This window comes from Aeromonas bestiarum, from assembly GCF_000819745.1.
Lineage (GTDB): Bacteria > Pseudomonadota > Gammaproteobacteria > Enterobacterales > Aeromonadaceae > Aeromonas > Aeromonas bestiarum.
In genome coordinates, this window is sequence record NZ_CDDA01000008.1 from 363,628 (window position 1) to 390,205 (window position 26,578).

Sequence of the window (26,578 nt, forward strand, 5' to 3'; positions counted from 1 at the left end):
GGTCACTTTATTTTTTTTGCGAATTAATACAATGTGCTGCTCTGGACAGGCTGAGGTGAGGTGACTCACCGACAAGGGAGTGTGGGCATGTATTACGGCTTTGATATTGGTGGCACCAAGATAGCGTTCGCCGTGTATGACGGCGCCTTGAACCTCTGCCATGAGGAGCGCATGAGCACGCCCGGCAACGATTACGAGGGGCTGCAGCAGCTCATCCGTGATCGGGTCGAGCAGGCGGACGCCCGCTTCGGCGCGAGAGGCGCTGTGGGCATCGGCTTTCCCGGTATCCTCAATCGGCACGATCACAGCATAGTGGCGGCGAACCTGCCCTCCATCAATGGCCGCCATCTGGGCGCCGATCTGGCCGAACTGCTGGGTCGCCCGGTCAAGGTGGACAACGATGCCAACTGCTTCCTCTGGTCGGAAGTGCACCAGGGCGCGGCGGCCGGGGCCGACAGCGCGTTGGGGGTCACCATAGGCACCGGCATCGGCGGCGCCGTCTATCTGGCGGGCAAGCTGATCCAGGGCCGCAACTGGCTGGCGGGGGAGATAGGTCACTATCCGCTGCCGGCCACCATGCTGATGAAGTATCCCGACCTGCCTCGTCCCCGTTGTGGCTGCGGTCGCTTGGTCTGTTTTGAAACCTATGCATCCGGCACAGGGCTGGAGCGGCTCTATCACCATTTTCATGGCCAGCGTGCCAGCGGTCACCAGATAGTGGGGCGCTTCGAGGCCCATGAGCCCCATGCGGTGGCCACGGTCGACTGCTGGCTCGAGATCATGGCCGCGGGGCTCGCGACCGCCATCTCCGTGGTTGATCCCGAGGTGGTGGTGCTGGGAGGCGGCCTGAGCGGCCTGCCTGCCCTGTACCAACAGCTGCCGCTGCGCCTGCCCGGCCATCTGCTGCCCGGTGTCGCCCTGCCCGAGATCCGCCAGGCCCGCTTCGGTGGCGCCGGCGGCGTGCGCGGCGCGGCCTTGCTCAATTTATGAGATCAGATGTGCTGTCTGATCTCTCCAATAAAGGAGTCATCATGACCCGTCTTGAAATTTGTATCGACAACCTGGAATCCCTGTTCACCGCCCAGCAAGCCGGCGCGGATCGCATCGAGCTCTGCTCTGCGCTGGGGCTGGGTGGCCTGACCCCCTCTTATGGCTTCATGCAGCTGGCCGCGCGCCACGCCAGCGTCCCCGTCTACGCCATGATCCGCCCCCGTGCCGGGGATTTTTGCTTCAGCGCCGCCGAGTTTGAGCTCATGCTGCTGGATATCGCCGCCGCCCGCGCCGCCGGGTTGCAGGGGGTGGTGATCGGCCTGCTGGATCAAGAGGGGCGGGTGCCCGCCGACCCGCTGCGCCAGCTGGTGGACGCGGCCGGGCCGCTCGGCGTCACCTTCCATCGCGCCATCGACCTCTCTTCCGACTGGCGGCTGGATCTGGAGACCATAGTCGCGGCCGGCTGCGAGCGCATCCTGAGCTCGGGTCATGCGCCGACCGCGCTGGCGGGGCTGGAGACACTGCAGGCCATGCAGCAGGCCCTGGCGGGTCGTGCCAGCCTGATGCCGGGTGCCGGGGTCAATGCCGACAACGTGCGCACCATACTGGAGTTCACCGGGGTGAGCGAGGTGCACATGTCCGGCATGGGCTGGCGTGGCGGCATGGTGCCCCATGGCGTCAACATGGGCACCTCGGACGATGGTCGCGTCAATATCACCGACGGCGCCAAGGTGGCGGCAGTACGGGCTTTGCTGGACAAGGCCTAATACGGGCCGCGCGGCGGCATGGTGTCTCTCCATACGGGGTCAACATGGGTACCTCGGACGATGGTCGCGTCAATATCACCGACGGCGCCAAGGTGGCGGCCGTGCGGGCCCTGCTGGATCGCGCTGATGCCACAGCAAGTGAGGTTTGAGTCCAGAGGTTCAGCGCGCCATTGCGCCTGACAGGATCGCCGCCGATGGGCGGCGATCCTGCTCTTCTTGTGTGAAGTTCCTCCCACGGGCGGGGAAATCAGGGTCGCCGCCGGCAGCACCTCGCCAAAAAGTCTGATATCATCCCGCCTCTTTATTACTTGGATCTGGAGCAACATCTCAATGTCCCAATACGACTCTATCGAACAGAAGGCCAGCTATGGCATCGGCCGCAACATGGGTGATCAGCTGGCGCAGCAAGCCTTCGCCGGTCTGGATATCCCGGCCCTGCAACAAGGTCTGGCAGATGCCCTGAATGGTCTGGAGTTCGCGGTCAGCCGTGACGATATCAATGATGCCTTCCAGGTGATCACAGCTCGCATGCAGGAAGAGCAGGAAGCCGTTGCCAAGGCTGCCGCCGCCGATGGCGAAACCTTCCTGGCCGACAACGCCAAGCGCGCCGACGTCAAGGTGACCGATTCCGGTCTGCAATACGAAGTCATGGTAGAAGGCAACGGCGCCGTGCCGGTGGCCGGTCAGTCCGTGCGCGTGCACTACCACGGTACCTTCACCCACGGTGGCGTGTTCGACAGCTCGGTCGCCCGTGGCGAGCCGGCCGAATTCCCGGTGACCGGCGTCATCGCCGGTTGGGTTGAAGCGCTTCAACTGATGCCGGTTGGTTCCAAGTGGAAGCTCTACATTCCGCAGGATCTGGCCTATGGTGCCCGTGGTGCCGGTTCCATCCCGCCCTACTCAGCGCTGGTATTCGAAGTGGAGCTGCTGGACATTCTGTGATCCGGCGGGCTTGATGCAAACGGCGACCTCAGGGTCGCCGTTTCTGTTTGAGGCGCCCCCGTCTGGCGGGCCCTCGTCGATAGACAATGTGCCTTTGCGGGGGATTTGGATATAGTCAGGGCTTGGCGTTCCCGGTCACTCTGGAAAACACGCATGGCTGCCATCATAGAAGTCATTGACCTCATCAAGCACTTTCCCGGCGTCAAGGCGGTGGACGGGCTCAGCTTCGCCATTCCCGCCGGTTGCTGTTTCGGCCTGCTCGGCCCGAACGGAGCAGGCAAGACCACTACCATAGAGCTGCTGGAGGGGATCCTCACCCCGGACCGCGGCCAGATCCTGTTTCACGGCGCCCCCCGCGGCCCCGATTACCGCTCCCGCATCGGCATCCAGTTTCAGCACACGGCGTTGCAGGATTTTCTGACGGTGCGCGATACCCTGCGCCTGTTTGCCAGCCTCTATCCCAATCCCTTGCCCCAGGCGCAGCTCATCGAACTGTGCGCCCTTGGCGAGTTCATCGACAGAGACAGCCGCAAGCTCTCCGGCGGCCAGCGTCAGCGCCTGCTGCTGGCGTTGGCCCTGCTCGGCGACCCCGAGCTGCTGTTTCTGGATGAGCCCACCACTGGGCTGGATCCCCAGGCGCGCCACCACTTCTGGCAGCGCATCGAGGCGATCAAGGCCCAGGGCAAGACGGTGGTGCTCACCACCCACTACATGGACGAGGCGCAGCAACTGTGCGATCGCATCGCCATCGTCGATCACGGCCATCTGCTCAGTCTGGATACCCCGGCCGCCCTGCTGGCCCACCACTTCGATGGTGTGCTGGTGCGTCTGCCGGATCATCCGGTCCTCGCCAGCCTGGGCTATCCGCTCTTGCCTCACGGTGATCAGGTTGAGCTGACGTGTCCCGATGTGGCGCTCCTGTTGCCGCAACTGCTGAACCTGGGGGTGCCGCTGACCGGCATGCAGGTGCGCTCCCCCAACCTGGAAGATCTCTTCTTGCACCTGACCGGCCATAGCCTGAGGAGTGGCGCATGAACGCAGTCATGAAGTGCCGTGTCGAGGCACGCTGCTATCCGCGTGCCTTGCGGTGGCCGGGGAGCGGAACATGAAGGGGGCCATCAAGCGGATCGGTGCGCTCTTTTATGCCCGCAATCTGGAATTTGTGCGCGACAGGGCGGCCCTGGTGTGGAACCTGGCCTTCCCGCTACTGCTGGTGGTAGGTTTTTCCCTCATCTTCTCCGGTCCGCCCAAGCCGCTGGTGCAGATGGGCGTGGTGGGCGAGCTGACGGCGGCCTACGCCCCCCTGAACGCCATTCCGCTGCTCAAGCTCATCCCCTATGACGACGAGCGCAAGGGTCAGCTCAAGGTGCGCCATCATCAGCTGGATCTGCTGCTCTCGCCCGGCTCGGACCGTTATTGGGTCAACCCGGACGCCGGCCAGGGCGCCATGGCCGAATACCTGTTGCGCCAGGCGATCTCCCGGCCGCTGGTGAAGGAGACCCTGAGCGGGCAGGCGATCCGCTACGGGGACTGGCTGCTGCCCGGGGTGATCGGCATGAACCTGATGTTTTCCGGCCTGTTCGGCGTCGGCTTCGTCATAGTCCGCTATCGCAAGAACGGTGTGCTCAAGCGGCTGAGGGCCACGCCGCTCTCTGCCGCCGAGTTTCTCTGCGCCCAGTTGCTGTCGCGTATTGTGATCACCCTGGTGGTGAGCCTGCTGGTGTTTCTGGTAGCGTACTGGCTGCTTGGCGTGCCCCTGCTCGGCTCCGGCTGGTTGCTGCTGCTGATCGCCCTGGCGGGCGGCGCGGCCATGGCGTCGCTGGGCTTGCTCATCGCCGCCCGCATCCAGAACGAGGAGCTGGCGAGCGGTCTGCTCAACGTCATCAGCATGCCCATGATGTTCCTCTCCGGGGTCTGGTTTTCGCTGGAAGGGGCGCCGGTCTGGCTGCAACAGTTGGCGGCCTGGCTGCCGCTAAGCCAGGTAATCACGGCGGCCCGCGCCGTCATGCTGGAGGGGGCCGGCTGGGCCGAGGTGGCTGCACAGCTGGGCTGGATCCTGTTGTTTACTCTCTGTTGTCTCACCCTGGGCAGTGCCCTGTTTAAATGGAATAGCCAATGAAGCGATATCTGAATCTGGGGGCCGCCTTGGCCCTGCTGTTACTGAGCATACCGGCCAGCGCCGATGCGATGCGTTGCAAGAATGCCCTCATCACCGAAGGGGACAGCACCGCCGAGATGCTGCTCAAGTGTGGTGAGCCCATGCTGCGCGAGGAGCTCAGCCGCAACGAGGAGAACCAGTTTGGCAATCTGGTGCAGGTCAAATATGGCGAGCGCTGGACCTACAACTTCGGCAAGAACGAGTTCATGCGCTTTGTCACGGTGCGCAACGGCATCGTCACCGACATAGAGAATGGCCCGCGCGGCGAATGAATCCGCTTGTCCCCTCAGGTTTTCACCCCTTTTTCGACTGGTCAGAGGCGCTTCGATGAAGGGGGTCTGGCCGTGATGCCAGCGCCAGTATCGGGCTGTCCAGGAGCGGGCAGCCCGATCAAAACCCGATATTAATGAAATAGTTAACAACCAATACGCTGCCCCATGCTTGTGCAGGCCCATTTTGCCTAAAAAATAATCCACCCGGTATGGGCGGGTCATTTCAGTATGCTATTTTGTCGATAAGGGTCTATTTTTTATTCATAAGGTGTATATCGACCCATTCAAACATTTTGTGCTGCTGCACCAGAAACGGGCTTGGTTGCACCGATTGACAGGTTTTTGGCTGGCTGGATAAGCTGCGAAAAAGCAGGAAAAGCTGTGGCATCTTGCAGGGTTTGGGTGCCAATTTGAATCAAACCACAGGGAAGAGTGACATGAAGCAGATACACAAGGCGGGTATGGTGATAGTGCTGTCGCTGGCGGCAGCGAATGCCTGGGCAGACGGCACCCTGGATGCGGTCAAGAAGAAGGGGTTCGTGCAGTGCGGGGTCGGCGATGGGCTGCCCGGTTTCTCCAACCCGGATGCCAAGGGCACCTGGACGGGTCTGGACGTGGACGTCTGCCGCGCCGTGGCCGCCGCCGTGCTGGGGGATGCCGGCAAGGTCAAATATGTCTCTCTCACCGCCAAGGAGCGCTTCACCGCCTTGCAATCGGGGGAAGTGGATCTGCTGTCGCGCAACACCACCTGGACCCTGACCCGGGACGGTTCGCTTGGCCTGACCTTCGCCGGGGTGAACTACTACGACGGCCAGGGCTTCCTGGTCAACAAGTCCCTCGGGGTCAAGAGCGCCAAGGAGCTGGATGGTGCTGCGGTCTGCATCCAGTCCGGTACCACGACAGAGCTCAACCTGGCGGACTATTTCCGTGCCAACGGCGGCATGAAATATACCCCTGTGGTGTTCGATACCTCGGATCAGACCGTCAAGGGGTTCGAGGCGGGTCGTTGCGACGTGCTGACCTCGGATCAGTCCCAGCTCTACTCCCTCAAGATCAAGCTGACCAAACCGGATGAGGCCGTGGTGCTGCCTGAAGTCATCTCCAAGGAGCCGCTGGGCCCGGCGGTGCGGCAGGGGGATGATCAGTGGTTCAAGGTGGTGCGCTGGAGTCTCTACGCCATGCTAAATGCCGAGGAAGCTGGCGTGACCAGCGCCAATGTGGACGAGATGCTCAAATCCACCAATCCGGACATACGCCGTCTGCTGGGGCTGGAAGAGCCCAAGGGCAGTGTGCTGGGGCTGGATGACAAGTGGGCCTACAACATAGTCAAGCAGGTCGGCAACTATGGCGAGTCGTTCGATCGCAACGTGGGGAGCGGTTCGCCCCTCAAGATAGATCGCGGCATCAACGCACTCTGGAACAAGGGTGGCCTGATGTACGCCCCCCCTATTCGCTGAGTCGATGATCGCCCGGGGGGCCTGGCCCCCCATTTTCCCCTTGCCCTGGCTTTGTCGGAGTCATCCTCATGGCGCTGCACGCATCAAACCACAGGAAGGAACAGGGCCGCTGGTGGTATGACGCCAAGGTGCGGGCGCTGATCTTCCAGTGCCTGACCATAGCGGCCGTTATGGCGTTCCTGTTCTACATCATCAACAATGCCCTGACCAATCTGGCGACCCGTGGCATCACCACAGGCTTCGATTTTCTGGGCAACACGGCCGGGTTCGGCATACTGCAGAGCCTGATCCCCTACGACGAAACCTATACCTTCGGCCGCACCTTCGTGGTCGGCCTGCTCAATACCCTGCTGGTGTCGATGCTCGGCATTCTGTTTGCCACCCTGCTCGGCTTCGTGCTCGGGATCGCTCGCCTGTCGAGCAACTGGCTGGTGGCCAAGATTGCCACCGTCTATATCGAAACCTTTCGCAATATTCCGCTGCTGCTGCAGATCTTCTTCTGGTACTTCTCTGTGCTGCGCACCCTGCCATCGCCGCGCCAGAGTGTGGAGCTGGGTGAGCTTGCCTTCCTCAATGTGCGCGGTCTTTATCTCCCCAAGCCCCTGTTCGAGGACGGCTTCGGCTATGTGTTGTGGGCCCTGCTGCTGGCATTGTTGCTGAGCTGGGGTCTGCGGCGCTGGTCGCGTCGTCGCCAGGAGTTGATCGGCAAGATATTCCCGGTCTGGCGTTGCTCGGCAGGGCTGGTGATCTTGCTTCCCTGCATCAGCTTCCTGCTGGCGGGGAGTCCGCTCTCCTGGAGCATACCGGTTCTGCAGGGGTTCAACTTCCGGGGCGGATTGACAGTGCTGCCCGAACTGGCGGCCCTGCTGCTGGCGCTGACCATCTACACGGCGGCCTTCATCGCCGAGATAGTGCGCTCCGGCATCCTGGCCATCAGCAAGGGCCAGACGGAGGCCGCGTCCGCGCTGGGGTTGTCAGCCAGCAAGACTCTGCGGCTGGTGGTCATTCCACAGGCGATGCGGGTCATCATTCCGCCGCTGACCAGTCAGTACCTGAACCTCACCAAGAACTCCTCGCTGGCCACCGCCATCGGCTATCCGGATCTGGTCTCTGTGTTCATGGGCACCACCCTCAACCAGACAGGGCAGGCCATCGAGGTGATCGCCATGACCATGGGCGTCTATCTCATCATCAGCATCTCGACGTCAGTCCTGATGAACATCTACAACCGCAGAATGACGCTGGTCGAGCGCTAGGGAGTCGCCATGTTCGTGAACGAGTTGCAAGAAGCGCTGCCACCGCCCAACCGCCGCCGGGGCGTCCTCGCCTGGCTCAGGCAGAACCTGTTTCCCAACTGGTGGAACGGCCTGCTGACCCTGGTGCTGGCCTATCTGTTGCTGCCGGCTCTCTGGTCGGCGTTGGACTGGGCGCTGTTCTCGGCCAGCTGGCAGGGGAGCAGCCGCGCCGACTGCGTGCAGGGCGGTGCCTGCTGGATCTTCATCGAGAGCCGGCTGGGGCAGTATCTCTACGGTTTCTACCCTGGGGATCAGTATTGGCGCATCAACCTGGCCTTCGTCGGGCTGGCGGTACTGCTGGCCTTGCTGATCTGGCCACGCACTCCGCGCAAGGGCTGGCTGGCGCTCTTTACCCTGCTGGTGTTTCCCGTCATCGCCTTTCTGCTGATCCACGGCGGGGCCGGTCTCGAGGTGGTGGAAACCAACCGCTGGGGCGGCTTGATGCTGACCCTGGTGCTGGCGGTGGTGGGCATAGCGGTCGCCCTGCCATTCGGGATCCTGCTGGCGCTGGGGCGTCGCTCCCACATGCCGGTCATCGCCAGTCTCTCCACCGTCTATATCGAGTTCTGGCGCGCAGTGCCGCTCATTACCGTGCTCTTCATGGCGTCCGTCATGCTGCCGCTGTTCATGACCAGCGAGGTGGAGCTGGACAAGCTGCTGAGGGCGCTCATCGGCATCATATTATTCCAGGCTGCCTATGTGGCCGAGGTGGTGCGAGGGGGGCTGCAGGCGATCCCCAAGGGGCAGTACGAGGCGGGTGAGGCGCTGGGACTCTCCTACTGGAAGGTGATGGGCCTCATCATCATGCCGCAGGCCCTCAAGATCACCATTCCCTCCCTGGTGAATACCTTTATCTCCTTGTTCAAGGACACCAGTCTGGTGCTGATCATAGGCCTGTTCGATCTGCTCGCCATCTCCAAGGTGGCGCTGGCGGATCCGGCCTGGCTGGGCTTTTCCACCGAGGCTTATGTGTTTATTGCCATGATCTTCTGGATGTTCTGTTTCGGCATGTCCCGTTACTCCATCTATCTGGAGCACAAGCTCAACACGGGTCACAAGCATTAGGAGTGGTTTCAAGATGACAACGGATACCCTGGCGGCACTCAAGGACGCCAATCACCCGCAGCATGACGCCTTGCCTATGCTGCAGATGGAACAACCACCCATAGCGGGAGTGACTTCAAAATGACAATGGATCCTGTGGTTGCCCTCAAGGACGTCAACAAATGGTACGGCGACTTTCACGTGCTGCGTAACATCAACCTGCAGGTGGGCAAGGGGGAGAAGATAGTCATCTGCGGCCCTTCCGGTTCGGGCAAGTCCACCATGATCCGCTGCATCAACCGGCTGGAGGAGCACCAGAGCGGTGACATCCTGGTCAAGGGCACGGCGCTCACCTCGGATCTCAAGAACATAGAGATGGTGCGCAAAGAGGTGGGCATGGTGTTCCAGCACTTCAACCTCTTCCCCCACCTGACTGTGCTGGAAAACTGTTGCCTGGCGCCCATCTGGGTCAAGCAGCTGCCACGCAGGGAAGCCGAGGAGATCGCCATGACCTTCCTGCGCCGGGTCAGGATCCCGGAGCAGGCGCTCAAGTACCCGGGGCAGCTCTCCGGCGGCCAGCAGCAGCGGGTGGCTATTGCCCGCAGCCTCTGCATGAACCCCCAGGTCATGCTGTTCGACGAGCCGACCTCGGCGCTGGATCCCGAAATGGTGCGCGAGGTGCTGGATGTGATGGTGGAGCTGGCCCATGAGGGGATGACAATGCTCTGCGTCACCCACGAGATGGGGTTTGCCAAGCAGGTGGCGGATCGGGTGATCTTCATGGACCGCGGCCAGATCATCGAGGAGAACGTGCCGGATCAGTTCTTCGACCATCCCCAGTCGGAGCGCACCAAGCTGTTCCTCTCCCAGATCCTGCAGCATTGAGTGCAGACCCGGCGCGATAATGTCCGATAAAAAATGGCCCGCACGCTCGGTGAGCGGCGGGCAAAGACGTGTATGGAAGCAGACTACAAACAGAAAGGACTATGGAAGTTACCCCAACAGCAGGCTGACGTGACGCAGGCCGCGAACCTCCAGATTGATCTGCCGGGCCAGACTCAGGGTCTGACGGCAGGTCAGGCTCTCCAGATTGATCTCTCCACCGCTGAATTCGAACCGCCCCAGCGCCTCCACCATGAAGCTGCCGTGATGGAAGCTCTTGATGTGGCGGGCAATCTGGCGGGGAGACAAGTTCTTGAACACCTTCATCACAAAACACCTGTTGCTTGGACAGGGCACACTATGCCGTCGTCGGATGACACTGATGTGACAGTTGGTGGAGGTTTGTATGAATCCTTGATTCGGCGTCGCCGCATGGGGAAATCTGCTGGCGCGCGTTGAAAAAGTGCTGCCATGACAAGCCCTTGCCCCGATATACTGCGGGCAGTTGAACGAGATGAGCGAAAGGGCCTGCACGTGGAATGGGTGGATGTGGTTGATGCGGATAACCGGGTGATCGGCGTTGCCGAGCGGGCCAGGGTGCGGCGGGAGAACCTCTGTCACCGGGCAAGCTATATCCTGGTGCTCGACGAGGCGGAGCGCATTCTGGTGCAGCGTCGCACCCTCAGCAAGGATTTCTGCCCCGGCATGCTGGATGCCTGCGCCGGCGGCGTGGTGACCACGGGCGAGCAGATGGAACCCGCTGCCCGCCGCGAGCTGGCCGAGGAGCTGGGCATTCAGGGCGTCCCCCTGCAGGACTTAGGGTCCTTTTATGCCGAGGGGGAGGGCTACCGGGTCTGGGGTGGCCTCTACAGCTGTCATTATCAGGGGCCACTGAGCTTGCAGGCCGAAGAGGTGAGCGAGGTGCACTGGATGAGCCAGGCCGAGATTGCCGCCCGCGCCGCCGAATTCACCCCAGACTCCCTGCTCGCCATCGCCACCTGGCAGGCGAGACGCTGACACTTTTCAGATAGTTTCCTTGCCAGAGACAAGACGGGCAGCCTGATGGCTGCCCGTTTTGCATTGTCACACCAGCTTGAGGCGCCGGTTGGTGCGCCCGCACGGACTGGCCCCCGCCAGCCAATGACCCTGCCATTCGGTGACTAGGCGCAGCAGGGGATACTCCAGATCGAGCCGGGTCACCACCAGCTGGCCGACTGTGTCGCCGATGACGGGCTCGGCGCTGGCGAGATCGATGATCTCTATGATGCAGCTCTCGTTGACGATAAAGCCGTGACCGGGCTGGCTCTCGTAGGCGATCACCCCCACATCCTGCAACAGCAGGCAGTTGAGCGCCCGTATGCCGTGAACGGCCTGCAGCGGCGCCGTGTCGGGGTGAGAGGCTTCACACAGCAGGGCACAGTGCAGGCTGTCGCTCGGGATCCCGGCCAGCTCCGCCGCCTCCAGCAGATCCAGCAGCGCCGCCAGCGGCCCGACAAAGCCGGTCGGCTGGTAGCGTTGCAGCGCCTCCAGCTGGCGCCGGGTATCGTGGGGGCCGCAAGGTACCACGGGTGCCCCCAGCTGGCGGGCACCGTTGTCGAAGATGAAGGCGGTGGGACTGATGTGGTAGTCGTGGCCGTTGAGCAATACCTCCCCGGCCTTGAAACCGGCGGCAAACAGGGCCCGTGTCGCCCCCCACCAGTCGGCCCCGGCATATTCGGGAATGGCCAGCTGGCCAGGGCAGGCGAAGACCCGCAGCGCCTGGCTGGCGGGGCGGCCGGTGAGACCGGCGAAGGGGGGATGGGCCTGCTGGGCGGCAAACAGCTCGGCGGCGTCGAGCAGGGGCAGTGTGGTCAGCTCGCCCAGATCCTGCAGGCGACGCTGGCGATAGGCGCTGGAGTAACCGGCGCAATACTGGCTGACATGGGTGAGCAGGTGATTGAGTTGATCCAGTTGTTGCTGCTCTCGCAAGGCGGAGGGGCGAATTTCCAGTCCATCGTAATAGTTCTGCATGAGGCCTCCTTGGTCGGCTGATCCTGCTCAAGGTTAGTTCAAATGGCGGCGCTGATGGGGGTGTGTTTCGCAGGCATGGGCTGGGTTAGACTGTGGATCCCTACCTCCACCACGGACGAGAGATCATGATAGCGATAGGCCAATCCCTGCCTTTGGGCGAATTCACCTTCATCACCCAGGAAGGCAAGCAGGTGCAGGATAGCCAGGCCCTGTTTGCGGGCAAGAAGGTGGTGCTGTTTGCCGTGCCGGGCGCCTTCACCCCCACCTGTTCCAACGCCCACCTGCCCGGTTATGTGGTGCTGGCGGACGAGTTCAAGGCCAAGGGCGTCGATGCCCTCTATTGTCTGTCGGTCAACGATGCCTTCGTGATGAAGGCCTGGCAGGCGGCCCAGAATGCCGACGCCATCACTATGCTGGCCGATGGCGACGGCAGCTGGACCCGGGCGCTTGGCCTTGCCAAGGAGACGGGGGCCTTCGGCGGCATCCGCGCCCAGCGCTTTGCCCTCATCGCCAACGATGGCGTGGTCGAGCAGCTGTTCGTGGAGGCGCCGGGCAAGTTCGAGGTCTCGGATGCCGGGAGCCTGCTGGCGGCGCTGTAAAATATCAATCGTCGTTTGATTTTCCCTTGAAATGGGAAGCCGGCCCGCTACACTGGGCCCACTTCTGGACAGAGCCAGGCACAGTGCCTGGCTCTGTTGTTTGCAGGCGATGGGATGGAGACGTTATGACCCTGGCTGTTGTTGCCCTGATTGCCGGACTGGCGCTGCTGGTCTGGAGTGCGGATAAATTTGTGGACGGCGCCGCCGCGACCGCCCGTTATGCCGGCATGCCGCCGCTGCTGATCGGCATGGTCATCATAGGCTTTGGCACCTCGGCCCCCGAGATGGTGGTCTCCGCGCTGGCGGCTTCCCAGGGCAACCCCGGGCTCGCGCTCGGCAACGCCTATGGCTCCAACATCACCAATATCGCCTTGATCCTGGGTCTGACCGCCCTGATCAGCCCTATCGCCGTGGCCTCCCAGGTGGTGCGCAAGGAGATCCCGATCCTGCTCGGCATTACCCTGCTCTCCGGCGCCCTGCTGCTCGATGGTCGGCTCGATGGCACGGATGCCCTGATCCTGGGGGCCACCTTTCTGGGATTGATGGGCTGGTCCATCTGGGCCGGCATGCGGGGCAAGGGGGATGCGCTGGATGCGGATACCGAGGATGACATCAGCAGCGAAGGCATGTCCCTCAAGCGTGCCATCCTCTGGCTCATCGTCGGCCTGGTACTGCTGATCGGCGCCTCCCGCCTGCTGGTGTGGGGCGCAGTGACCATAGCCCAGGCGCTCGGCATCAGCGATCTGGTGATTGGCCTCACCATAGTGGCTGTCGGCACCTCGCTGCCTGAGCTCGCCTCGTCCCTCATCGCCATTCGCAAGAATGAGCACGATCTGGCCCTTGGCAACGTGCTCGGCTCCAACCTGTTCAATACCCTGGCGGTGGTGGGGATAGCCGCGGGCATACACCCGCTCGATGTGGCGCCCGAGGTGCTCAGCCGTGACTGGAGCATCATGATGGGACTGACCCTGTTGCTGCTGGTGATGTGTCTGGGCCGCAAGGGGCAGGGGCGGATCAACCGGCTGGAAGGGGGCCTGCTGCTCGCCTGCTTCGTGGCCTACACAGGCTGGCTGCTGGCCAGTCAGTTTATCTGACCGATACGGGGGAAATGAAAGAGGGGAAGCTTGCGCTTCCCCTCTTTGTTATCTGCGTCGCCCTGGCGCGTCAGGCGACCGCCACCAGCTTCTGCCCTTGTTGGCTGCTGTCCAGAATGAGGATGCTCGCCTTGGGGAAGAAGTTGAAAGTCGAGGCCGAGGCCCAGGTGTAGGCTCCCATCACACGGCCTACCACCAGCTCGCCGATGGCGAGATCCGGCAGCATTATGCCCTCGCGGATCACGTCCACGCTGTCGCAGGTGGGGCCCGAGAGCACAGAGTTGTGCAACTCGCCACGGGCCAGCGGCGTGCTCACCGGGTAGGTGACGTGGTCATAGAGCTGGCCGTTGTAGCTGCCGTAGAGACCGTCATCCAGGTAGTACCAGATCTTGTCGCCGCGGTGGGCCTTGCCCATCACGCTGGAGACCGAGGTCATGGCCGGTGCGCTGATGAAGCGGCCCGGCTCGGCAATCTTTTGCACCGTGGCCGGCAGCTTGGCCAGCGCCTCGCGGATCGGGGCGCAGAAGCCGTCTATGTCGAACTCGCCACCCTCATAATCCACCGGGAAGCCGCCGCCGATGTCCATCACCCAGGGCTTGAGCCCCAGATCCCAGGCCTGCTCCATGATCTCGCGGCAGGCATCGATGGCCTGCACATGGCGACGGGCGTGGGGCACCTGGGAGCCGACGTGGAACGACAGCCCCATCACCTTGATGCCCTTGGCGTGGGCCAGTTGCAACAGCGGCAGCGCCTGCTCCGGGGTGCAGCCGAACTTTTTGGAGAGGTCGACCTTGGTCTCCGGGTTCGGGAAGCTGACTCGCAGCAGCAGCTTGACTTCGTCCTTGTAGGGAATGAACTTCTCCAGCTCCAGCGGGTTGTCATAGACAAACACTGTGCAGCCGAACTCGAGCGCATAGCGAATGTCGCTGTCGCGCTTGATGGGATGGGTATGAATACAGCGTCCCGGGCGAACCCCCTGGCTGCGCACCAGATCCACTTCGCCATTGGTGGCCAGATCGAAACAGGCCCCCTCTTCCTTCAAGACAGAGACCACTGCCTCGTGGGGCAGGGGTTTGAGTGCATAGTGCAATCGCACATCGGGCAGGGCGGCCGCCAGGGCCCGATACTGTTTGCGGACGGCTGCCTTGTCGAGCAGCAGCAGGGGGGAGCCGAATTGTTCAACCAGCTGACGGTAGTCTTGTGCGATCAGGGTCTCGTTCATTCTCTTTTGAAAGTCCTTAGGGGGCAGATTTGCCCTAGCCTTGGTTTGTTGAGACGGCAGCGGCCGGCTCAGGCGAGTGGTCCGGAGGGACCAACCAGACACAATGCATAACTCCATCGCAAAGTGCTTAGTTATGCGCGGGATTATCGGCCTATTGCGTTTCTGTGCAAGCATTTTGATTGGATATGTTGGCAAGTTTTTCTGGTCGAGACGAAAGATCATCTTGATATGCGACCTGGTGGCGCAGCCTTATCGAGGGTCGCCCAACATGGTGTCGTTAAGCTATTGATAGTTAACGAACAAATAACATATCTCCCCGTGGGGGCCGAGGCGGGAAAAAAGTGGCGCAGCGGGCCGGCCGAGTGGGAGACAGCTCACATTTTTTGGATTAACATGCCCGCTTCCTAATCCAAACTAGTTCGGATGAAGGTAGCAGGAGAGCGATGGGGGACCATCCACCGAAGAAGTGAATCTTTCAGGTACCGGGCAACCGGTGTGGACTGCTACTGGACGATACTCTGGAGAGACCCGTTAAATCGGGCGCCGAAGGAGCAAGGCACCATGACGACCCGCAAGGGCAGGCTGGCGCCGGAAACTCTCAGGCAAAAGGACAGAGGGGATGGGATGGTTGTACCTGAGCTTGGAACTGTTCACGATCTGTCACGAGAGGTCGTCAGCAAGGTAAAGAGCAGCGCAAGAACCTGAGCGTATGGATATACGTGAGGATTCCTGGCAGCACATGAGCCTTGATCACGGCCTCGCAGCAAGAGCGTGAACAAATTCTTGGCCTGCATCCGATCGCCTCTGGCCGATCGCGACACCTATGGGAAGATCATCCTTCTCCTCCTTAATTTTTGTTTTTTAAGGAGGATGCATGTCATCAATTCAATCGGCGTTAACCGCCATCGATAGCTTTATCTGGGGTCCGCCCCTGCTTGCCCTGCTGGTCGGGACAGGTTTCTATCTCACCCTGCGTCTGGGTCTGCTTCAGGTCGTGCGCTTGCCGCTCGCTCTGCGGCTGGTGTTTGGCCGCGATCAGGGCCAGGGCAAGCAGGGGGATGTCTCCAGCTTCGGCGCGCTCTGCACCGCGCTCTCCGCCACCATAGGCACCGGCAACATAGTCGGGGTCGCCACCGCCATCAAGCTCGGCGGCCCGGGCGCTCTGTTCTGGATGTGGATGGCGGCCCTGTTCGGCATGGCCACCAAGTACGCCGAGTGCCTGCTGGCGGTCAAATACCGCGAGCAGGATGCCAACGGCCAGATGGCGGGTGGCCCCATGTACTATCTGGAGAAGGGGCTCGGCTCCAAGCCGCTGGCCAAGCTGTTCGCCCTGTTCGGCATTGGGGTGGCCTTCTTCGGTATTGGTACCTTCCCCCAGGTCAACGCCATCTCAGACGCCATGAGCCTCTCCTTCTCTGTGCCCCGCGAGGTGACCGCCGTGGTGCTGACCCTGATAGTGGCCCTGGTGACCCTGGGGGGCATCCAGTCCATCTCCAGCGTGTCGAGCAAGGTGGTGCCCTTCATGGCCATCTTCTACATACTCGCCTGTGGCGGTGTGCTGGTGAACAACGCCGGCGCCCTGCCCGAGGCGATTGGTCTGGTGATAGGCAGCGCCTTTACCGGCCATGCGGCGACCGGCGGCTTCGTCGGGGCCGGCATCATGCTGGCGATCCAGTCCGGGGTGGCGCGCGGGGTCTTCTCCAACGAGTCAGGGCTGGGCTCTGCCCCCATAGCGGCGGCGGCGGCCAAGACGGATTCCTGCGTGGAGCAGGGGCTGGTCTCCATGACGGGCACCTTCATCGACACCATTATCATCTGCACCATGACGGGCCTGACCCTGGTGGTGACAGGGGTGTGGAGCGGGGACTTGAGCGGCGCCGCCATGACCAGCCAGGCCTTTGCCCAGGGGCTGGATGCCCACATAGGCCAGTATCTGGTGAGCATAGGGCTGCTGTTCTTCGCCTTCACCACCATCCTTGGCTGGAACTACTACGGCGAGCGCTGCACCGAGTACCTGTTCGGGGTCAAGGCGATCAAGCCCTACCGCCTCATCTATCTGGTGCTGGTGGCGAGCGGTGCCTTCCTCCATCTGGACATGATTTGGCTCTTGGCCGACATAGTCAACGGCCTGATGGCGGTGCCGAACCTCATCGGCCTCATCGGCCTGCGTCACGTGGTGATCGCCGAGACTCGTGCCTACTTCAGCCGGGATCGGGATACGGAGTCCGAGCCCGAGCCGCAGACGGCCTGACCTTATCCGCGTTGAAAAAGCAAAGCCACGACTACTGTCGTGGCTTTTTTTATGGTGCGTCAGGCTCTCATCCTTGCTCAGAGGGAGGGCATATGACTCTCAGTCAACAGTCGTGCCAGCCGCCCTCGCACGCTATCCACCAGAGCCTCCTCACTCCCCCGCCAATGGATCTGCTGTGCCAGCGTGGTGGAGGTGCCGGGTGCAAAACGCAACTCCCCGCCCGCCAGCTCGTAGAAACGGCTCGCCATCCGGGTGCCCTCGTTCACATCCCCTGCCACTAGCAGCATGGCCTGAGCCAGCACGGCGCCGTGGTGATCCTGGCCCGGTGCCAGCCAGCGCTGGGCTGTGCCAGTGATCTTGCGCCCCCCGATCACCAGATTGTACTGGCCGTCGCAGAAGGAGCCGGGCACGAAGTCATAGTTTCCCTCAAGGCCGAACTCCGCCAGCAGGGTCAGCAGGGGGGCGCCCAGCAGATGGTAGTAGTGGCCAAGATCCGTGGTGGTGCGGGGCAGCAGCAGGGAGAGGTTGAGTATGCCGGCGCCGTGGGGCACGGCTGTGCCGCCGCTGTCGCGCACATGAACCGGCCAGCCCTCGGCGGCAAGCTGCTCGCAGGCCGCCTGATAGCGGGGCAGGCGCACGTCCTTGCGGGTAACGATAAGGCATTGGGGCGCCTGCCAGAGGTGGGCGCTGGGCTGGCCGTCACGGGCACAGTCCCGCAGCCAGTGCTGCTCTTGCGCCAGTATCTGTGCGGGGGAATTGGTGTCGGGGAGGGGAGAGAGCAGGGTATAGGGCATGACGGCATCCTTGGGAAAAGGCTGCCCAGCACACTACCCGCGACGGGGGAGGAGGTAAAGCCCCGCACGGCGGGGCTCTACCTGTTCGTTGACGAGGTGATCAGATCTGTGCGGCGGCGCGCTTGGGCAGCAGCAGGTTCATGACGATGGCGGTGAGGCCGCCGGTGGCGACGCCGTAGGAGAGCACGCTTCGGGCCAGGTCCGGCAGGTGTTGCAGCACCTCTGGCACCTGGGCGACCCCCAGCCCCATGGCCAGGGACACCGCCAGTATCATGAGGGCACGGCGGTCGAGCTCCTCGCGGGAGATGATGCGCACCCCGGCGGCGGCGATTGTGCCGAACATGACGATGGTGGCGCCGCCCAGCACGGGCTCGGGTATTTGCTGCACCAGGCTGGCCACCGCTGGAAACAGGCCGAGCAGGGCCAGCATGGCGGCGATGAAGAGGCCGACGTGGCGGCTGGCCACCCCGGTCAGCTGGATGACGCCGTTGTTCTGGGCGAAGGTGGACATGGGGAAGGTGGAGAAGAGCGCCGCCAGCATGGAGTTGGCGCCGTCGGCCAGCACGCCGCCCTTGATTCGCGCCATGTAGACGGGGCCTTCCAGCGGCTCGCCCGAGATGTCTGAGGTGGCCGTCATGTCGCCGATGGCTTCCAGCGCCGTCACCACGAAGATGATGGCGAGCGGCACGAACAGCTGCCAGTCAAAGCCGAGCCCGTAGTGCAGGGGAATGGGCACCATCACCAGGGGACCGTCGAAGGTGGGGGCCGTGACCTTGCCCAGCAGCAGTGCCACGGCATAGCCCGCCAGCATGGCGATCATGATGGCGGAGAGGCGCAGCCAGGGATTGCGGCTGCGTTGCAGCAGCACGATAAGGCCGAGCACCAGCAGGGAGAGGAAGAGGTTGCTGTGGCTGGCGAAGCTGCCATCCGAGAGGGCGGCATAGCCACCCCCCATGCTGATGAGCCCCACCTTGATCAGGGTCAGGCCGATCAGCAGCACCACTATGCCGGTCACCAGCGGGGTGATCACCCGTTTGACCAGATGGAGGAAGCGGCTCATCACCACCATGGCGAGGGCGGCCACCAGCATGGTGCCGAACAGGGTGCCCAGCAGATCCTCGGTGGGCATGGCGGCCTGCTTGAGGGCGAGGCCGGAGGCGATGATGGGACCGAGGAAGTTGAAGCTGGTGCCCTGCACCGACAGCAAGCCGGAGCCGATGGGGCCGAAGCGACGGGTCTGGATGAAGGAGGCGATGCCGGACATGACCAGCGACATGGAGACGATATAACGGGTGTCGGCGGCAGGGAGGCCGAGGGCATTGGCTATGATGAGGGGCGGGGTAATGATGGCGACAAACATGGCGAGCATATGCTGCAGGGCGGCGAACAGGGTCTGGGGCAGGGGCGGGACATCGTCTATGCCGTAGACCAGTTCGCTGTGGGCTCGCCTGGGAGGATGGGCCTCTGGGGTTGCGCGGACGGCGGCAGCCTGTTCCATAAATACCTCGAATGTGTGGGGGAGGGGGGAGAAAATTGGGCGCTATTTTAGTGATTGAGAGCGGGCTGACCAGCGCTAATTCGGACTGAAACCGGTTTATTTTTCCATGGGTTGAAACGTTTGCGCGTGGCGATTATGATCCGCCGGTTTGTGTGACGGCGCTCGCCCTGAAATGGCGCCGGTTGCATAGGATTTTGAGCCCGTGCGGCGTAGAATGAGCCCTCTGTCGAGATTTGGAGGCTCTGGATGCTGAAGTTGTCGGAGTTCTGGAGTGCCCGTGCCCACTCCGAAGATTTTACCCTGACCCGCATGGGCTTCATGACGGTGCGTCTGCGCCTGCTCACCTGCCTGCTGATGGCGGGACTGCCCGCCTGGGCCCTGGTGGACTGGCTGACTCTGCCCTCCGCCCAGTTCGATGAACTGCTTCAGGCCAGGATCTTCTGCCTGCTGGCCCTCTCTCCGCTCATCCCCTTCTCCTACCTCATCCATTTCAGGCGCGAGCGCATGAAGCTGGCGCTGGGCTATCTGATGGCGGTGATGATGCTGTTCTCCCTCATCTGCCTGCACAGTTTCGGCGCGGATCAGGAGCTGCAGGCGGGCTACATGGCCTTCCCCTATCTGCTCGTCAGTCTGTTTGCCATCTTCCCCATTCCGCTCTCCCTCGGCCTGCAGCTGGCGGGGGGCATTCTGGTCACCATGCTGGCGGGCAACTGGATTCTGGTGGGACAACCGCTCTGGAGCGTGCAGACCCTCAACCAGATCTGGCTGCTGGCGTTGTTTGCCCTGGCCAGCAGCTGGGTGCAGTGCGGTCAGCTCAACATGCTGCTGCAGCTCTACCGGGAGTCCACCACGGACGAGCTGACCGGCATGATGAACCGCCGCCTGCTGATGAAGCGGCTGGAGAAGGCGAGGATGAACATGATCCGCAAGCAGGCGCCCTTTGCGGTCTTGTTGCTGGATCTGGATCGCTTCAAGCGCATCAACGACACCTTCGGCCATCTGGCGGGGGATGCGGTACTCAAGGAGGTGGCGGCGACCCTGGCGGAGCAACTGGAACCCGGCATGGTGCTGGGACGTTATGGTGGCGAGGAGTTTGCCATCCTGCTGCCCAACTGCGGCGATCTGATCCAGGCCAAGCGGGTGGCGGAGCGGCTGCGGGTGGCGGTGGAGGCGCGGCTGGTGAAGAGCCCCACCTCGGATGAGCTGCTGGAGGTGACTGTGAGTATCGGCCTGACCCTGGCCCAGCGCGGCGAGGGGGTCGAGGATCTGCTCAATCGGGCGGACGAGTGCCTCTACATGGCCAAGATGGCGGGGCGCAACTGCGTGGTGGGGGAGCTGGCCGGCAAGCCGGCACAGCCTGCCGCCATACAGACAGATGCCGCCTGAGGGCGGCATCTGTTGGTCACGGGCAAGGGAAGGATCAGCTCAGCTGGTACTTGCCGGAGAGCTGCTGGGCCAGCAGCTTGAACATGTTGAACACCGCCATTGTCTTGCCGGTCGGGGTGCCATCTTCGGCCAGGAAGAACTCCCCCTTGAACACCAGAATATCCCCCTTCTGCTCCACCGAGTCGGCACGCATGCCGTGGATGAAGTCTTCGTGGCTCGTGATGATGCCGTTGGCCATCTCCAGCAGGGCAGTCTCGGTGATCAGCTCTTTCTGTGATTGCATGCTCGTCTCCTGAAACGACTAGGGGACAGGGCATTGGACACTTGCACATGGCGGCGCCCTGTCTCTGATTGAAGAGGGGGGCAGCATACTGCAAACGGGGATTTTCTGTCATTGATATGACCCCGCATTTTGCCGCTTCCTGCGTCCCCTTATCCTATCACCAGATTTCTGAGCCAGTGGCGCTGGCGGATCCTGCGCTGCACCAGCAGCACCTTGCACAGCTCCTCCAGCAGCACCACGGACACCACCCAGGAGAGAGGCCAGCCGAGCAGGCTGACCGCCACCCAGGCGAGCGGCAGGCCTATGCACCACATGGCGATGATGTCGATGACTATGCTGTAGTTCACGTCGCCGCCGGAGCGCAGCACCCCGATAATCCCCACCATGTTGAACACCTTGAGCAGCATGCCCAGACACATGATGGCGAGCACCTGACCCGCTTCCCCCATCAGCTCACCCGGCAGGTTGCCGACCCACAGCAGCAGCTGGGTCTGCATCAGCCAGACCGCAATCCCCACCAGCAGGGCGCCTATGGGCGCCAGCAGCAGGAACAGCTGGGAGTGCTGCCAGGCTATGTCGTACTCCTCGGCCCCGAGCCGGTGGCCGAGCAGGGTGGAGCAGGCCACCGCCAGCCCGAAGAAGAGGGAGATGAGGATACTCTCGAGCGTCCCCAGCGTGGTCATGATGGCCAGCGAATCCGTGCCCAGATGGGCGTAGAGAAAGCCGTAGAGCAGCATGCCGAAGGCCCAGAGCCCGTCGTGGAACAAGAGCGGCAGGGCGATCAGGGTGAAGCGCACCACCTCCTTGCGCCGAAAGGCGTCCCACCAGTCCTGTCTGCGCGGGATGAGGCGGGGCTCCTGCCGCCACACATAGGCAAGCAGCAGCGCCGTCTGCAGCAGCCGTGAAATCGTGGTGCCCCAGGCAGAGCCCGCGACCCCCATGGCCTCGAAGCCGAAATTGCCGAAGATGAGGGCGTAGTTGAGGATGACGTTGGCTATGATGGCCATGATGCCGATCCGGGTGGGCGCGGCGGCGTTGCCCACCGAACGCAGCGCCGCCTCCAGCGGCACGACTATGGCGGTGCAGAGGATGGTGGCGCCTGTGATCATCAGAAACTGGTCGGCGAGGGCGCGCAATTCGGGTTCCTGGCTGGCAAAGCCGAGCACGCTGCCCGGCGCGAGCAGATAGATGAGGGCAAACGGCAGGCTCACCAGCAGGGCCCCCACCAGCGCCAGCGCCAGGGCGCGGCGCACCCCGGCCAGCTCGCCGCGCCCGTAATATTGCGCCGCCAACACCGAGACCCCGCCCGAGAGTCCCGCTATCACCAGCAGATTGAAGAAGAAGACCCGGTTACCCAAGCCGACCGCCGCCACAGCCGTGGTGCCAAGCTGGCTCACCATCATGATGTCGATGAGGCCGAGCAGGGAGAACATCATGGATTGCAGCGAGACCGGCAGGGCCAGCCGCCACAGCCGCGTCATGAACTCACGATCGGTGGTTTGTTTTAAAATCGCTTGCCAATGATTCATTTATGTTAACCGGGTATGTGAAAAGCAAGGTTTGTCATGGGTATGATAGGGGTAGTGGCGAGTGGTTCCACTGTGAGCCCCTCTCGGGTTTCTTGTTCAAAACTATCATGTTGAGGCGTTATGCCATTTGTCAGCGAGTGTCTGGAAATAGCCCCGGCCTGCGAGGAGCGGATGCTGGGCCGTGAAGGGCTGCCCCTGCTCGGCGAGGCGGGCATCTTTCTGACCGGCCTTTCGAACATCCGGGATCACTATCTCATTCGTCGCAACCGGCCCGAGTTTCACATCCTGATGGTGAGTCACGACGAGGGGGGCGCCCTGCTGACCGACGAGGGGGAGCAGCCGATTCCGGCCGGGTCGCTCATCTTCCTGCCCGCCGCCGTGCCAGGTGGCCTGCGGCTCATTGGCGAGCGCTGGCAGACCAGCTGGATCCTGCTCGATGACGTGCCGCGCTGGCACCACCTGCACCGGCTCGGCCACCGCATCTGGCAGGGGGAGGAGGGGGATCAGCTCTATCACCTGCTCAGCCTGATGCAGGGAGAGGGAGTGCGTTCGCCCCTGCAACCCCAGCTGCTCAGCCTGTTGCTGGCGCTGCTTGAGCGAACCCTGCAAGGGGAGGTGCGCGGCACCCCTGAGCTCAGGTTGCAGGCGCTGTTTCGGCGGGTGGAGGCGCGTCTCGACGAGCCCTGGAGCGTGGCGCTGCTGGCCCGGCAGATGGCCTGCTCCGTGCCCCATCTGCATCGGCTCTGCCAGCAGGTGTTCGGCATGGGGCCCATGGCCTGGCTCACCGGGCTTCGGATGAACAAGGCGCGCCAGCTGCTGCTCTACACCAACTGGCCGCTCGGCGAGCTGGCCAGCCGGGTCGGCTACAGCGATGGCGCCAACTTTGCCAACCGCTTTCGCCGCCTCACTGGTCAGACCCCCGGGGCCTTTCGTCGCCAGGGTCGCAAACCTTTTGCAACGGATGTGCAAACTCTTTGAAATTAATGGCGCAAGCCCATAGGATCGGCGGGTCCCTTTGTCCAGGCCATCGTTTAGGTACCCGATCCATGTTTGAAGATAATAACCAGAAACGCCCCCTCTACATTCCCTACGCCGGTCCCGCCCTGCTGGAGACCCCGCTACTCAACAAGGGCAGCGCCTTCACCAGCGAAGAGCGCAGCAACTTCAACCTCGAGGGTCTGCTGCCCCAGAATATCGAAACCATCGAAGAGCAGGCCGAGCGGGCCTACCGCCAGTTCATGGCGTTTGGCAACGACATGGACAAGCACATCTATCTGCGCAACATCCAGGATACCAACGAGACGCTCTTCTACCGTCTGCTGCACAACCACCTGACCGAGATGCTGCCGGTCATCTACACCCCGACCGTGGGCAAGGCGTGCGAGGAGTTTTCCAACATCTACCGCCGCGCCCGCGGCCTCTTCATCTCCTATCCGGACAAGGACAGGATCGATGACATGCTGCAAAACGCCACCAAGCAGAACGTCAAGGTGATTGTGGTCACCGACGGCGAGCGCATTCTGGGTCTTGGCGATCAGGGCATCGGCGGCATGGGCATTCCCATCGGCAAGCTGTCACTCTACACCGCCTGTGGCGGCATCTCCCCGGCCTACTGCCTGCCGGTGGTGCTGGACGTGGGCACCAACAACCAGCAGCTGCTGAATGACCCCTTCTACATGGGCTGGCGCAATCCGCGCATCTCGGGCGAAGAGTATGCCGAGTTCGTCGACGCCTTCATTCAGGCGGTCAAGCGCCGCTGGCCGGAGATACTGCTGCAGTTCGAGGATTTCGCCCAGAACAACGCCATGCCGCTGCTCAACCGCTACAAGAACGAGCTCTGCTGCTTCAATGACGACATTCAGGGCACAGCCGCTGTCACCTTGGGCAGCCTGATCGCCGCCTGCAAGGCCTCCGGCGCCAAGCTCTCCGAGAAGCGGGTCGCCTTCCTCGGGGCGGGCAGCGCGGGCTGTGGCATCGCCGAGCAGATAGTGGCGCAGATGAAGGCCGAAGGGCTGACCGATGCCCAGGCCCGTGGCCGGGTCTTCATGGTGGACAGATTCGGTCTCATCACCGACAAGATCCCCAACCAGCTCGACTTCCAGCGCCGCCTCTCCCAGCCGGTGGAGCGGATCAAAGACTGGCCGGTGGGGGATAACATCTCCCTGCTCGAGGTGATGGAGCACGGTCGCCCGGATATCCTGATCGGGGTCTCCGGCCAGCCGGGCCTGTTCACCGAGGAGGTGGTCAAGACCATGCACAAGCACTGTGCCCGCCCCATCATATTCCCGCTCTCCAACCCCACCTCGCGGGTCGAGGCGACCCCCGCCGATCTCATCCGCTGGACCGACGGTCAGGCGCTGGTGGCCACCGGCAGCCCGTTTGCACCGGTGGAGTACAAGGGCAAGCGTTACGTCATCGCCCAGTGCAACAACTCCTTCATCTTCCCGGGGATAGGCCTTGGCGTCATCGCCGCCGGCGCCACCCGGGTGACCGATGCCATGCTGATGTCGGCCAGCCGCGCGCTGGCGGAGTGTTCGCCGCTGGTGAAGGGGGCCGAGGGCTCGCTGCTGCCGGATCTGGCGGATATCCATCAGGTCTCCCGCTACATCGCCAAGATGGTGGCCAAGACCGCCATGCTGCAGGGCAAGGCGGTGCAGACCCCGGACGAGGTGATAGAGCAGGCCATAGAAGCGAACTTCTGGCGCCCTGAATACCGCCGCTATCGCCGCACCTCCTTCTGATCCTCCGCGCAGGGGAAAAGCAAAAGGGATGCCTCGGCATCCCTTTTTTGTGCACCTTGCACAGGTTTCCCCTTCCGGTGCTTCTCACACGTCTGGCTGCTATCTTCGTTGTGTGGCGCGGCTTATTGCACGGCCGGCTCAGCGGCAGGGGCCTCGGGGGCGCCCTGGGTGCCGGTGACCCTGACCTCTACCCGGCGATCCGGCCCGAGGCAGTCGATGAGCGCGGCCCTGGCCTTGATGGCATCACACTGGCTGCCGGTGACAGGGTTGCTCTCGCCATTGCCCTGGATGCTGACCTTGTCGGCGGGCAGGCCCTTGCCAATCAGGAAGTTGGCGACCGTGCTTGCGCGGGCCTCCGACAGCGCCTGGTTGTTGGCATCCGAACCGATACGGTCCGTGTAGCCCATCACCACGGCGCTGCCATCCTTGGGCTGCACGTCGACTATCCGCTGATAGAGCGACTCCAGTGCCTGCATCCCCTCGGGTTTCAGATCCGCCTTGCCAAACGCAAACAGCACGTCCGAGCTCAGGTTGAAGGTCTGATCCACAGGCTCGGGTGCGGGCGGGGGCGGTGGGACGACAGCAGGGGCAGCGACAGGTTCGACCGGTTTGCTGCGGTTGGGGTGGATCACCAGCTCCAGGGTGGCAGTGCTGATATCGCTGACCCAGCGCTGGGTGCCGCTGTTGAGCTTGTCGTTGTCGGGATCGTCACCGACCCGGACCATGTAGCGGTAGCGCGCCTGGATGTCGACCCAGTCGTGCAGCTTGGCGGTCAGGCCAAGGCCGGCCAGCGGTGCCAGGTTGTTGTCGCCGCCGTTGACGGACTTGACGTGGTAGATATAACCGCCCCCCTCGGCAAATACCGAGAAGATGTCGCCAAGCGGCAAACGGCCTATCACCGACAGTGTGGCACCCTGGCTGCTGAAGTCATTGCCCTGCACGTCCCAGTCGCCGGTCGACAGGTAGCCGAGCTCGGCGCCCAGATTCTCGGTGAAGTTGTAGCCGCCGAACAGGGAGAGTGCGGTGGCGTCCTTGCTCGCATCCTTGCCAAAATCACCCAGATCGTGGGCGATGGCCCAGCCGCCACCGACCCCGGCATACCAGTCGTTGTCCGGCGCCGCCTGTGCGCCCGTGGCTGCCAGTGCCAATGCAATCCAAACAGGTTTTACTCTTATGTTCATCGCGTATCCTCGTCGATGTTTGGTGTCGTAGGGCTCCAGCCCTGTTGTGTACAACCACCACTATTTATAGGCGATACAGGGTTTTTAACCACTTAGGTGGTACTTGGAATTGCAACGAGCGGGACGAGGTCACAAAACGGGGAGGATGAGCGGTGATCCCGAGGCAATAAAAAAGGCTATGTC

General features: G+C 62.7%; 26 protein-coding genes and 1 riboswitch. Of the genes, 18 read left to right on the forward strand and 8 right to left on the reverse strand.

Annotated features, from left to right (window positions below; all coding sequences use genetic code 11):
- Positions 1 to 87: 87 nt before the first annotated feature.
- The 11 genes from BN1118_RS05295 (at position 88) to BN1118_RS05345 (ending at position 9,810) form a co-directional block, all read left to right on the forward strand.
- Entirely contained in the window at positions 88 to 990 is a 903-nt protein-coding gene (locus tag BN1118_RS05295; RefSeq protein WP_042867273.1) for an ROK family protein, read from the forward strand.
- A 41-nt stretch (positions 991 to 1,031) separates the two neighbouring features.
- Positions 1,032 to 1,757: a copper homeostasis protein CutC gene (locus BN1118_RS05300; protein WP_043554834.1), complete on the forward strand. Its 726-nt coding sequence runs from the start codon at positions 1,032 to 1,034 to the stop codon at positions 1,755 to 1,757.
- 44 nt (positions 1,758 to 1,801) lie between these two features.
- A complete protein-coding gene (locus BN1118_RS05305; protein ID WP_043554835.1) occupies positions 1,802 to 1,906 on the forward strand; it encodes a hypothetical protein in 105 nt (34 codons plus the stop codon).
- Positions 1,907 to 2,087: 181 nt separating this feature from the next.
- The gene (gene bamJ / locus BN1118_RS05310) at positions 2,088 to 2,699 is read left to right on the forward strand and encodes a BamJ family beta-barrel-assembly machinery protein (RefSeq protein ID WP_043134579.1); all 612 of its coding nucleotides are present in this window, start codon (positions 2,088 to 2,090) and stop codon (positions 2,697 to 2,699) included.
- 153 nt (positions 2,700 to 2,852) lie between these two features.
- Positions 2,853 to 3,734: an ABC transporter ATP-binding protein gene (locus tag BN1118_RS05315; RefSeq protein WP_043554837.1), complete on the forward strand. Its 882-nt coding sequence runs from the start codon at positions 2,853 to 2,855 to the stop codon at positions 3,732 to 3,734.
- Between the two features lie 70 nt (positions 3,735 to 3,804).
- Positions 3,805 to 4,818, forward strand: a complete 1,014-nt coding sequence (locus tag BN1118_RS05320; protein ID WP_043554839.1) for an ABC transporter permease — start codon at positions 3,805 to 3,807, stop codon at positions 4,816 to 4,818.
- Entirely contained in the window at positions 4,815 to 5,129 is a 315-nt protein-coding gene (locus tag BN1118_RS05325; RefSeq protein WP_043554840.1) for a DUF2845 domain-containing protein, read from the forward strand. The genes BN1118_RS05320 and BN1118_RS05325 overlap by 4 nt, the downstream gene beginning before the upstream one ends.
- A 437-nt stretch (positions 5,130 to 5,566) precedes the next feature.
- Entirely contained in the window at positions 5,567 to 6,586 is a 1,020-nt protein-coding gene (locus BN1118_RS05330; RefSeq protein WP_043134584.1) for an amino acid ABC transporter substrate-binding protein, read from the forward strand.
- Positions 6,587 to 6,654: 68 nt separating this feature from the next.
- Positions 6,655 to 7,842 carry an amino acid ABC transporter permease gene (locus BN1118_RS05335; protein WP_052449158.1) on the forward strand — a complete coding sequence of 396 codons (1,188 nt, stop codon included), beginning with the start codon at positions 6,655 to 6,657 and terminating at the stop codon, positions 7,840 to 7,842.
- 9 nt (positions 7,843 to 7,851) lie between these two features.
- On the forward strand, positions 7,852 to 8,946 hold the full coding sequence (locus tag BN1118_RS05340; RefSeq protein WP_043134586.1) for an amino acid ABC transporter permease: 1,095 nt from the start codon (positions 7,852 to 7,854) through the stop codon (positions 8,944 to 8,946).
- A gap of 120 nt (positions 8,947 to 9,066) precedes the next feature.
- Positions 9,067 to 9,810: an amino acid ABC transporter ATP-binding protein gene (locus BN1118_RS05345; protein ID WP_043134587.1), complete on the forward strand. Its 744-nt coding sequence runs from the start codon at positions 9,067 to 9,069 to the stop codon at positions 9,808 to 9,810.
- A gap of 108 nt (positions 9,811 to 9,918) precedes the next feature.
- Here the strand turns inward: BN1118_RS05345 and BN1118_RS05350 are convergent, their stop codons facing one another.
- Entirely contained in the window at positions 9,919 to 10,134 is a 216-nt protein-coding gene (locus BN1118_RS05350) for a DUF1107 domain-containing protein (protein WP_042867285.1), read from the reverse strand.
- 207 nt (positions 10,135 to 10,341) lie between these two features.
- On the opposite strand from BN1118_RS05350, the gene yfcD reads away from it, so the two are divergent.
- On the forward strand, positions 10,342 to 10,824 hold the full coding sequence (yfcD, locus tag BN1118_RS05355) for an NUDIX hydrolase YfcD (RefSeq protein WP_043554841.1): 483 nt from the start codon (positions 10,342 to 10,344) through the stop codon (positions 10,822 to 10,824).
- A gap of 66 nt (positions 10,825 to 10,890) precedes the next feature.
- Here the strand turns inward: yfcD and BN1118_RS05360 are convergent, their stop codons facing one another.
- The gene (locus BN1118_RS05360) at positions 10,891 to 11,817 is read right to left on the reverse strand and encodes a phenylacetate--CoA ligase family protein (protein WP_043554843.1); all 927 of its coding nucleotides are present in this window, start codon (positions 11,815 to 11,817) and stop codon (positions 10,891 to 10,893) included.
- A gap of 125 nt (positions 11,818 to 11,942) precedes the next feature.
- On the opposite strand from BN1118_RS05360, the gene BN1118_RS05365 reads away from it, so the two are divergent.
- Together BN1118_RS05365 and BN1118_RS05370 are read left to right on the forward strand one after the other, a co-directional pair.
- A complete protein-coding gene (locus tag BN1118_RS05365; RefSeq protein ID WP_043554844.1) occupies positions 11,943 to 12,416 on the forward strand; it encodes a peroxiredoxin in 474 nt (157 codons plus the stop codon).
- 125 nt (positions 12,417 to 12,541) lie between these two features.
- A complete protein-coding gene (locus BN1118_RS05370) occupies positions 12,542 to 13,510 on the forward strand; it encodes a calcium/sodium antiporter (RefSeq protein ID WP_043134593.1) in 969 nt (322 codons plus the stop codon).
- A gap of 70 nt (positions 13,511 to 13,580) precedes the next feature.
- On the opposite strand, the gene BN1118_RS05375 is transcribed toward BN1118_RS05370, so the two are convergent.
- Complete coding sequence (locus BN1118_RS05375) at positions 13,581 to 14,732, reverse strand: type III PLP-dependent enzyme (RefSeq protein WP_043554845.1); 1,152 nt, start codon at positions 14,730 to 14,732, stop codon at positions 13,581 to 13,583.
- Between the two features lie 508 nt (positions 14,733 to 15,240).
- Positions 15,241 to 15,356, forward strand: a riboswitch (glycine riboswitch).
- A 250-nt stretch (positions 15,357 to 15,606) separates the two neighbouring features.
- Here BN1118_RS05375 and BN1118_RS05380 point away from each other — a divergent pair.
- Positions 15,607 to 16,983, forward strand: coding sequence for an alanine/glycine:cation symporter family protein (locus tag BN1118_RS05380; RefSeq protein ID WP_043554847.1), 1,377 nt, complete (start codon positions 15,607 to 15,609; stop codon positions 16,981 to 16,983).
- Positions 16,984 to 17,060: 77 nt separating this feature from the next.
- Here the strand turns inward: BN1118_RS05380 and BN1118_RS05385 are convergent, their stop codons facing one another.
- Both BN1118_RS05385 and BN1118_RS05390 read right to left on the reverse strand, forming a co-directional pair.
- Positions 17,061 to 17,777: a lipoyl protein ligase domain-containing protein gene (locus BN1118_RS05385; RefSeq protein WP_043554849.1), complete on the reverse strand. Its 717-nt coding sequence runs from the start codon at positions 17,775 to 17,777 to the stop codon at positions 17,061 to 17,063.
- Positions 17,778 to 17,877: 100 nt separating this feature from the next.
- Positions 17,878 to 19,275, reverse strand: a complete 1,398-nt coding sequence (locus BN1118_RS05390; protein WP_043554853.1) for a nucleobase:cation symporter-2 family protein — start codon at positions 19,273 to 19,275, stop codon at positions 17,878 to 17,880.
- Between the two features lie 246 nt (positions 19,276 to 19,521).
- Here BN1118_RS05390 and BN1118_RS05395 point away from each other — a divergent pair, with 246 nt between their 5' ends.
- Positions 19,522 to 20,661, forward strand: a complete 1,140-nt coding sequence (locus BN1118_RS05395; protein ID WP_043554856.1) for a GGDEF domain-containing protein — start codon at positions 19,522 to 19,524, stop codon at positions 20,659 to 20,661.
- A gap of 34 nt (positions 20,662 to 20,695) precedes the next feature.
- Here the strand turns inward: BN1118_RS05395 and BN1118_RS05400 are convergent, their stop codons facing one another.
- Both BN1118_RS05400 and BN1118_RS05405 read right to left on the reverse strand, forming a co-directional pair.
- A complete protein-coding gene (locus tag BN1118_RS05400) occupies positions 20,696 to 20,944 on the reverse strand; it encodes a DUF2498 family protein (protein ID WP_043554859.1) in 249 nt (82 codons plus the stop codon).
- A 149-nt stretch (positions 20,945 to 21,093) separates the two neighbouring features.
- A complete protein-coding gene (locus tag BN1118_RS05405; RefSeq protein WP_043554861.1) occupies positions 21,094 to 22,473 on the reverse strand; it encodes an MATE family efflux transporter in 1,380 nt (459 codons plus the stop codon).
- 120 nt (positions 22,474 to 22,593) lie between these two features.
- On the opposite strand from BN1118_RS05405, the gene BN1118_RS05410 reads away from it, so the two are divergent.
- Together BN1118_RS05410 and BN1118_RS05415 are read left to right on the forward strand one after the other, a co-directional pair.
- Positions 22,594 to 23,451, forward strand: coding sequence for a helix-turn-helix transcriptional regulator (locus tag BN1118_RS05410; RefSeq protein WP_043554862.1), 858 nt, complete (start codon positions 22,594 to 22,596; stop codon positions 23,449 to 23,451).
- 68 nt (positions 23,452 to 23,519) lie between these two features.
- Positions 23,520 to 25,214 (forward strand): NAD-dependent malic enzyme, encoded by a 1,695-nt coding sequence (locus BN1118_RS05415; RefSeq protein WP_043554864.1) that lies wholly within the window; start codon positions 23,520 to 23,522, stop codon positions 25,212 to 25,214.
- A gap of 122 nt (positions 25,215 to 25,336) precedes the next feature.
- Here the strand turns inward: BN1118_RS05415 and BN1118_RS05420 are convergent, their stop codons facing one another.
- Positions 25,337 to 26,395, reverse strand: a complete 1,059-nt coding sequence (locus tag BN1118_RS05420) for an OmpA family protein (protein ID WP_043554866.1) — start codon at positions 26,393 to 26,395, stop codon at positions 25,337 to 25,339.
- Between the last annotated feature and the right edge of the window lie 183 nt (positions 26,396 to 26,578).

Bases quoted from the DNA above. Each gene is read 5' to 3' on its own strand.
- BN1118_RS05295 (WP_042867273.1), top strand. From the start codon at position 88: ATGTATTACGGCTTTGATATTGGTGGCACCAAGATAGCGTTCGCCGTG.
- BN1118_RS05300 (WP_043554834.1), top strand. From the start codon at position 1,032: ATGACCCGTCTTGAAATTTGTATCGACAACCTGGAATCCCTGTTCACC.
- BN1118_RS05305 (WP_043554835.1), top strand. From the start codon at position 1,802: ATGGGTACCTCGGACGATGGTCGCGTCAATATCACCGACGGCGCCAAG.
- bamJ (WP_043134579.1), top strand. From the start codon at position 2,088: ATGTCCCAATACGACTCTATCGAACAGAAGGCCAGCTATGGCATCGGC.
- BN1118_RS05315 (WP_043554837.1), top strand. From the start codon at position 2,853: ATGGCTGCCATCATAGAAGTCATTGACCTCATCAAGCACTTTCCCGGC.
- BN1118_RS05320 (WP_043554839.1), top strand. From the start codon at position 3,805: ATGAAGGGGGCCATCAAGCGGATCGGTGCGCTCTTTTATGCCCGCAAT.
- BN1118_RS05325 (WP_043554840.1), top strand. From the start codon at position 4,815: ATGAAGCGATATCTGAATCTGGGGGCCGCCTTGGCCCTGCTGTTACTG.
- BN1118_RS05330 (WP_043134584.1), top strand. From the start codon at position 5,567: ATGAAGCAGATACACAAGGCGGGTATGGTGATAGTGCTGTCGCTGGCG.
- BN1118_RS05335 (WP_052449158.1), top strand. From the start codon at position 6,655: ATGGCGCTGCACGCATCAAACCACAGGAAGGAACAGGGCCGCTGGTGG.
- BN1118_RS05340 (WP_043134586.1), top strand. From the start codon at position 7,852: ATGTTCGTGAACGAGTTGCAAGAAGCGCTGCCACCGCCCAACCGCCGC.
- BN1118_RS05345 (WP_043134587.1), top strand. From the start codon at position 9,067: ATGACAATGGATCCTGTGGTTGCCCTCAAGGACGTCAACAAATGGTAC.
- BN1118_RS05350 (WP_042867285.1), bottom strand. From the start codon at position 10,134: ATGAAGGTGTTCAAGAACTTGTCTCCCCGCCAGATTGCCCGCCACATC.
- BN1118_RS05360 (WP_043554843.1), bottom strand. From the start codon at position 11,817: ATGCAGAACTATTACGATGGACTGGAAATTCGCCCCTCCGCCTTGCGA.
- BN1118_RS05365 (WP_043554844.1), top strand. From the start codon at position 11,943: ATGATAGCGATAGGCCAATCCCTGCCTTTGGGCGAATTCACCTTCATC.
- BN1118_RS05370 (WP_043134593.1), top strand. From the start codon at position 12,542: ATGACCCTGGCTGTTGTTGCCCTGATTGCCGGACTGGCGCTGCTGGTC.
- BN1118_RS05375 (WP_043554845.1), bottom strand. From the start codon at position 14,732: ATGAACGAGACCCTGATCGCACAAGACTACCGTCAGCTGGTTGAACAA.
- BN1118_RS05380 (WP_043554847.1), top strand. From the start codon at position 15,607: ATGTCATCAATTCAATCGGCGTTAACCGCCATCGATAGCTTTATCTGG.
- BN1118_RS05385 (WP_043554849.1), bottom strand. From the start codon at position 17,777: ATGCCCTATACCCTGCTCTCTCCCCTCCCCGACACCAATTCCCCCGCA.
- BN1118_RS05390 (WP_043554853.1), bottom strand. From the start codon at position 19,275: ATGGAACAGGCTGCCGCCGTCCGCGCAACCCCAGAGGCCCATCCTCCC.
- BN1118_RS05395 (WP_043554856.1), top strand. From the start codon at position 19,522: ATGCTGAAGTTGTCGGAGTTCTGGAGTGCCCGTGCCCACTCCGAAGAT.
- BN1118_RS05400 (WP_043554859.1), bottom strand. From the start codon at position 20,944: ATGCAATCACAGAAAGAGCTGATCACCGAGACTGCCCTGCTGGAGATG.
- BN1118_RS05405 (WP_043554861.1), bottom strand. From the start codon at position 22,473: ATGAATCATTGGCAAGCGATTTTAAAACAAACCACCGATCGTGAGTTC.
- BN1118_RS05410 (WP_043554862.1), top strand. From the start codon at position 22,594: ATGCCATTTGTCAGCGAGTGTCTGGAAATAGCCCCGGCCTGCGAGGAG.
- BN1118_RS05415 (WP_043554864.1), top strand. From the start codon at position 23,520: ATGTTTGAAGATAATAACCAGAAACGCCCCCTCTACATTCCCTACGCC.
- BN1118_RS05420 (WP_043554866.1), bottom strand. From the start codon at position 26,395: ATGAACATAAGAGTAAAACCTGTTTGGATTGCATTGGCACTGGCAGCC.